This is a genomic window from Enhygromyxa salina, assembly GCF_002994615.1.
Lineage (GTDB): Bacteria > Myxococcota_A > Polyangia > Nannocystales > Nannocystaceae > Plesiocystis > Plesiocystis salina_A.
On sequence record NZ_PVNK01000274.1, the window covers coordinates 24,784 to 31,549 of the forward strand.

Annotated in this window: 4 protein-coding genes; 2 read left to right on the top strand and 2 right to left on the bottom strand. The window is 71.2% G+C overall.

From position 1 onward, the window contains the following. On the bottom strand, nucleotides 1–1,170 hold the full coding sequence (locus ENSA5_RS31715; protein ID WP_181198364.1) for a hypothetical protein: 1,170 nt from the start codon (nucleotides 1,168–1,170) through the stop codon (nucleotides 1–3). 42 nt (nucleotides 1,171–1,212) lie between these two features. Next, nucleotides 1,213–3,120 carry a glycosyltransferase family protein gene (locus tag ENSA5_RS31725; RefSeq protein ID WP_146156329.1) on the bottom strand — a complete coding sequence of 636 codons (1,908 nt, stop codon included), beginning with the start codon at nucleotides 3,118–3,120 and terminating at the stop codon, nucleotides 1,213–1,215. Nucleotides 3,121–3,152: 32 nt separating this feature from the next. On the opposite strand from ENSA5_RS31725, the gene ENSA5_RS31730 reads away from it, so the two are divergent. Further along, the gene (locus ENSA5_RS31730; protein WP_106395466.1) at nucleotides 3,153–5,078 is read left to right on the top strand and encodes a DUF2079 domain-containing protein; all 1,926 of its coding nucleotides are present in this window, start codon (nucleotides 3,153–3,155) and stop codon (nucleotides 5,076–5,078) included. Nucleotides 5,079–5,081: 3 nt separating this feature from the next. Next, nucleotides 5,082–6,563 (top strand): GMC oxidoreductase, encoded by a 1,482-nt coding sequence (locus ENSA5_RS31735; protein ID WP_106395467.1) that lies wholly within the window; start codon nucleotides 5,082–5,084, stop codon nucleotides 6,561–6,563. Nucleotides 6,564–6,766 lie beyond the last annotated feature (203 nt).

Consider the following 6,766-nt stretch of genomic DNA (forward strand, 5'->3'; position numbering starts at 1 on the left):
TCAGTTGTTCGTGCACAGCCAGTGGACGGTGAACGAGAGCTGCGGGAAGTTGCCGTCGCCGCCGCCGTCGAAGTTCATGCTGCCCGGGTTCTGGCAGCTGCTGGCCCCGCCCTCGCAGTACCCACACACGTCGCCGCAGGTCCCGCCCCAGTTCGAGAGGGTGTTGAACCCGAGGAAGTTGCAGATCTCGTCGGCCTGGTAGGTGCCCCCGGTGTTGGCGGCGACCCAGGCCGAGTTCTGATCGATCGAGCAGATGACCCAAGGATCGCCGTTGTTGAGCACGCCAAAGTCCGACTCGAAGCAGGCCGTGTAGCCGATCCCGGTGCAGTCGTTGGCGCAGAAGTCGTCGTCGATCATGTTGCCGTCGTCGCAGTCCTCAAAGCCTGCGTGGACGAAGCCGTCACCGCAGACCGCGGGCTCGCAGCTGGTCGGGCACGCGTCGGTGTCGTCCATGTTGCCGTCGTCGCAGGTCTCCATGCCCTCCCACAGCACGCCGTCGCCGCAATACGAGGCCGTGCACTGAGCCGTGCACGCGTCGGTGTCGATCATGTTGGCGTCGTCGCACTCCTCGTCCTGGGCGTGGACGAAGCCGTCGCCGCAAACGGCCGCCATGCACTGGCTGGTGCAGTCGTCGTCGTTGTCCTGGTTGCCGTCGTCGCACTCCTCGACGCCCTCCTGGACGAAGGTGTCGCCGCAGGTTGCGAGCTCGCACGGGCCCACGCAGCCGTCGGTGTTCTCGGAGTTTCCGTCGTCGCACTCCTCGGACAGGGTGTTGTGATAGCCGTCGCCGCACACGGCGAAGGTGCAGTCGGCGTCGCAGAACATGGTCTCGTTGCCGACGTCGCACTCTTCGCCCGGGTCGACGACGGCGTTGCCACACAGCGGGCCGGTGTCGCCGTCACCGTCGCCGCTGTCATCGTCACCGTCGCCACTGTCGCCGTCGCCGTCGCCGTCGCCGTCGCCACTGTCGCCGTAGCCGTCGCCGTCACCGGTCTCGCTCGATCCGCTCTCGGTCCCGCCCTCGGCCCCGGTCTCGGCCGAGTCGCCGTCGCCGTCGCCGTCGAATGTGAGGCCAGTCGTGAACGTGAGGCGCTCGGTGCCGGGGTCGGCGGGGCAGCCCGTGCTCAGGACCAGGCAAGCGAGGGACAAGGGCAGGGCACAACGATTCATGCGCCCATGGTATGCCGACGACGAGGGGGCTTGGAAGGGCGATCAGTCTGGCGCCGGGCCGAGCTGGAGGCTGCGCTTGCCGTGCATCGTCAACGGCAGCACATGGACGCGATCGAAGCGCTCCCGCGGCGGGTCGATCTCGACGAGGCGCGGCGCTTCGTCGAGCTCGCCCGCGAGCTGGAGCTCTCGCCGCGCGATCGGGCTGTCTCCGGTCAGGAAGATGAACGCGTAGCGCTGGCCGGGCGAGAGCATCAAACGCAGGGGTCCAGCGCCCCCTCGCTCGTCGAGCTCGAGCTCGACCCCAGCGTCACGAAAGCGCAGGGCTTTTCGGCTGCGGGCGAGGGCACGAGCGTCGACCCGCACGAGCTCGGCGAGCTCGTAACGGCGTGAGTCGACGCTTGCGCTCGACCGCCCGGTCATCAGCTCGAAGATCGCAACCCCGCGCCCCCGCGAGAAGATCGGCCCATGGTGAACCCGAACCACCGCTTCGTAGAGCCGGGCGACGCCGGGATCGCGGATCTCGACGCGCAGCGGATCACCGGCGAGGGTGTCGAGGTAGCCGTCGGGCATCACCCGGGGCAGGTGGCCGGCCTTCCAGTCGACGCGGCGCACGGGCGGGAGCCGGGCGAGCAGGGGGTCGGCGAGGGCGAAGGGGTCGACGACGTGGACGTCGGGGTCGGCGAAGAAGCCATAAAACCCCAGGGTCGAGAATTTCACGACGCGCCCGCCGTCTTCAGGCCCGCGCTCGCCGAGCTCGCGCCAGCGGTGCTCGGGCAGCGAGCGCCCCGGTCGCCAGGCCAGCGCGCTCGAGGCCGCGGCGTAGTGGCTGCGCTCGTCGGCGATCCCGGCTTCGCTGCGCGGCTCGGCTTCGCCTGCGTCGGGCGACCAGGGGTGGCGCGCGCCGAGGCCCGCGACGAGGGCACAGGCGGGGACGAGCGCGAGCGCAGCCCGGCCGGACCAACGCAGCTGCCCGAGGGCCAGGGCCCCGCACAGCGCGGGCGCGGTCAGGAACCGGCCCTCCATGAAGTCGCCGCCGATCGCAACCACGTAGACCAGGTAGGCCGCGGCCCCGCGCCCGAGCGGGCGCAAGCTCGGCGCGCCCGCGCGGCCGGGCAGCCACGGGATCACGATCGCGCCGAGCATCAGCAAGAAGGTGATCGGATCGCTCGTCGCCGCGCGACCGAGGTACGCGAGGCCCCGGACCACGAGCTCGCCCCGGTCGATCCCCAGCCCGAGCTTGGCCAGGGCCGTGTTGGGCACCAGCGCGCCGTAGTAGATCAGCGAGCACAGCTCCCACGCGAGCGCAGGCGCGGCGCCGAGCAACCACGCCCGCGCTCGCTGACGTCGGGTCAGCCCGGCCTCGCGCGCCCGACGATCGAGCTCGACCCCCACGGGCGCGAGCAGCAAGACGGCGTCGGGTCGCGACAAGAAGGCCGCGCTCACGAGCAGCCCCGCCACGAGCAGCTGCCGCCGGGCTTGGTCGGGGCCCGAGCCGAGCAAGAGCGCCGCCCCACCGACCACCACCAGGTGCGTCAGCGGGTTCTCGAGCCCGGCGGTCGAGTACTCGACGAAGGCCCGCGAGCAGCTCAGCGCGACCACGAAGGCGAGCGCGCCCGTCGACCCGCGACAGCGCCCAATCCCGAGCCCGAGCGCGGCGCCGCTGAGCGCGAGCCCGAGCGCGATCGTGGTCCAGAAGGCCTCGCGGGTCAGCGCCCAGGCCAGCGCGAGGGCCAGCATCCACGCCGGGTGGGTGTAGCTCTGGACCCGCCACCCGACGTTGAACACCGCCCCGCGCCCCTCGACGAGGTTCTTGGCGCTGCGCAGGGTGATGAAGGCGTCGTCGCACAGCCACGCGTTGATCGCGATCACGGCCAGGCCCAGCGCGCTCAGCCCGAGGACCACCGCGCGCCTCGGCCGGGGGTCCTGCGTGTGCTTTTGCTGAGCCAGCACCGCCGCTATCGTACTCTCGTCGGCGACCCCGCATGACGCGAGCCCCCAACCCCGAGCCCGACGCGCCGCGACCGATCGAGCTGCGCTGGCTGCTCCTCGCCCTCGCCAACGCCCTCGGTCCGGGCCTCGCGCTGTGGGCGTGGACGCGCAGCGATCGCAAGGCGGTGCTGCTCGACAACGTGCTCGACCCGGGCGCGTCGCCGTGGGACGCGTTGGTCTGGGCCGCGGGCTCGGCCGCGCTCGTCGCCGGGCTGTACCTGTGGGTGGGCGCCCGCGCCCAAGACCGAGAGCGCGGCGCGGCGCTCCGACGCCTGACCCTGGTGCTCGCCCCGCTCGCGGTCACGATCACGATCCCGCTGCTCTACGTGCCCGAGCTCGAGCGCGCCCGTCGGCTGCTGGTGGTCACGCTGACGGCCGTGTGCGCGGGCGCGCTCGGGGTCTCGGTTGCGACGGCGTGGCCGTGGCTGCGCGAGCGCGAGCTGCTGGCGCGCGTCGGCGCCTCGACCCGCGCGCCCCCGATCGCCCTGGCCGCGCTCACGCTCGGCCATTGCGCGATGATGATCCGCCTGGGCGTGATCCGTCACCGGGCCCTCGAGTCGCGGATCTGGGACCTCGGGATCTTCGACAACCTGCTCTATCACGCCGCCCACGGCCACTGGCAGACGACGACCGTGCTCCGGGGCGAGACCTTCACCTCGGCCCACGTCGCGCCGATCCTCCAGCTGCTCGCGCCGATCTACGCGATCGCGCCCGGGCCCGAGACCCTGATCGCCATCCAGGCCGTGTGGCTGGCGAGCGGGGCGATCCCGATCTACCTGCTCGCTGTTCACGTGCTCGACGAGTGGCCCGCGCGGCGCTGGCTCGGCGTGGTCTTTGGCCTGTCGTGGCTGTGCCACCCCTCGCTCCACGGCGTGACGCTGTTCGACTTCCACGCCCTGACCCTCGCGGCGCCGATGATCCTGTGGGCGATCTACGCGCTCGAGACCGAGCGCCTCGGGCTCTGGATCGCGACGATCACCGCGCTGTTGCTGACCCGCGAGGATCTGCCCTTCGTCGTCGTCGCCCTCGGGCTCTACGCCCTCGCCGCGGGTCGGCGCAGGCAGGCGGCTGTGACGATCGTCGCCGCGCTCGCGACCTTGGCCTTCGTCAAGCTCGCGCTCATGCAGCACCCCGACATCTTCATGCCCGACGCCGCGTCGAGCTACCAGTACGCGAGCCGCTTCAACAAGGTCATCCCCAACGCCGAGACCGGCGGCGCCGGGGACATCATCGCCACGGTCCTGAGCAACCCCGGCTTCGTGGTCCAGCACGCGCTCACGCCGGCCAAGCTGATCTATACGGCGATGCTCGCCCTGCCGACCCTCGCGCTGTTCGTGTTTGGCGGCCGCGCGCTGTGGGCTCTGAGCTTTGGCCTGATCTTCACCGCGCTCGGGACCGGGTCGAACCTCCACAATCTCTACCTCCACTACACCGTGTTCTCGTTCCCGGCGATGGCCGCGGCCGCGGTGTTCGGGCTGCGCAACCTCGTCGGCCGCCTCGATGAGCCTCGCCGCGCGCCCGCCCTGGCCGGCTTCGCGGTGGCCCTGAGCTGCGCGGGCTTGCTCGGGGGCGAGCGCCTCGGGGCCCTCGGCGAGTCCGCGGCCTTCATGTCTGGCAACGCGCCGCTGATTCGTGAGCTCGACGAGCTCGCGCGCGAGCGCTACGCGTGGCTGGCGAGCGCGGTCGAGCAGATCCCCGAAGACGCCTCGGTCAGCGCGACCGACTCGCTCGGCCCTCACGTCTCGACCCGGGCCCGGCTCTATCACTTCCGCGATCAGCCCGACGCCGACTGGCTGGTGATCAACCTGGCCGAGACCTCGCGCGGCGAGCGTCGGACCCTCCGCGCTCGGGTTCGCCGCGGCGAGCTCGAGCGCGTCGCGGGCTACGCCGACGAGATTGCGATCTACCGGCGGAGCTGAGCCATGGCGTCCTACGACCTCATCCTCGTCGGGACCAGCTTCGCCTCGTCCTTCTTCCTCCACGAGTACCTGCGCCACGCCCGGCCCGACGCCAAGATCCTCGTGCTCGAGCGCGGCGGTCGGTGGCCGCAGGCCAAGCTCGTCAACGAGATCCGCTACGCCCTGCGCACGATCGGCGACCGGACCTTCAGGCGCACGGGTCGCAAGCCGTGGCTCTACGCGCCGGCCTTCGGCGGGACCTCGAACATGTGGTACGGCAACACGCCGCGCCTGTTGCCCGAGGACTTCGAGACCCGCTCGCGCTTTGGCGTTGGGGTGGACTGGCCGATCGGCTACGACGACCTCGAGCCCTATTATTGCGACGCCGAAGATCTGATGACGATCGCCGGGCCGAGCGAGCACACGCCCTTTCGCCGCAGTCGGCCCTATCCGCACTCGGCCCACGAGCTCAGCGATCCCGAGAAATTGCTGCTGTCGCGCCACGGCGATGATTTCTACGCCTGCCCGACGGCCCGGGCCCACGATCCCGCGCGGCCCGGCGTCGCGACCGATCGCGCGCCGTGCTGCACCAGCTTCGTGTGCAACTTTTGCCCGGTCGACGCGAAGTTCACCGTGCTCAACGGGCTCGCGCAGATCTACGACGATCCCCGGGTCGAGCTCCGGCTCGGGGCGGTGGTCCAGTCGGTGAGCTCGGCGGCTCAGGTCGCAACCGGCGTCGAGTGGCTACAAGAAGACCCCAACCTGCTCGCCTCGCCCGAGGCCATCGCCTCGCGCCGCGACGCGTCGGCGAGCGCCGAGATCGTCGCGCTCGGGGCCAACGCGCTGTTCAATCCCCACATTCTGCTCCGCTCCGGGCTCGACGACGGCGTGGTCGGCCGCTACTTGCACGAGCAGGTCGGCGTCGACGCCTTCATCCACCTCGGCGGGGTCGAGGGCTTCAATGGCAGCACCAGCTGCACGGGTCACCACTATCGCTTCGCCCGCGGGGACCACCGCCGCGAGCGGGCGGCGTCGCTGCTCGAGACCTTCACCCGCACGCACTTGCGGATCGAAGCTGGCAAGTGGCGCCACGGTCTGCGCGTCACCGGGGTGTTCGAGGATCTGCCCCAGGCCGAGAACCGCGTCGAGGTCGACCCGCGGGACCCGAGCAAGCCGGTCACGAGGTACCGTCATTATTCCGACTACGCGCAGCGGTCGATCGATCGCTTCGCGCAGGACCTCGAGGTCATGTTCGAGGGCCTGCCGGTCGAGGACATGATCATCGAGGAGCCGCGCGACAGCGAGGGGCACATCCTGGGCACCGCGCGGATGGGCGACGACCCCGCGACCAGCGTCGTCGATCGGGACCAGCTGCACCACGGCCTGCGCAACCTGTATGTGCTCGGTGGGAGCAGCTTCAGCATGGGCGGGGCGGCCAACCCCTCGCTGACGATCGCGGCGCTCTCGCTGCGCTCGGCCCGGCGGGGGTTTGGCGGCGGTGGGTGAGCGGGGCCGGCCGGCCGGTGGGCCGATCGGCGCAGTGTGCGCGCACCTCGAAGAGGGTCGGGACCGGTTTGGGAGCGGCGCAGGTGCGCTCGAGGTGGTCTCGACCCGGGGCGGAGATCGATGCGTAGCGGTCGAAATTGGGGGCAGGGCGGATGCGAGATCGATTCGAGGCTCTCGCGGACCCGTCGGGGGCGGCGTGGGGA

Coding starts and splice junctions, on each gene's coding strand:
- ENSA5_RS31715 (WP_181198364.1), bottom strand. CDS start 1,170: ATGAATCGTTGTGCCCTGCCCTTGTCCCTCGCTTGCCTGGTCCTGAGC.
- ENSA5_RS31730 (WP_106395466.1), top strand. CDS start 3,153: ATGACGCGAGCCCCCAACCCCGAGCCCGACGCGCCGCGACCGATCGAG.
- ENSA5_RS31735 (WP_106395467.1), top strand. CDS start 5,082: ATGGCGTCCTACGACCTCATCCTCGTCGGGACCAGCTTCGCCTCGTCC.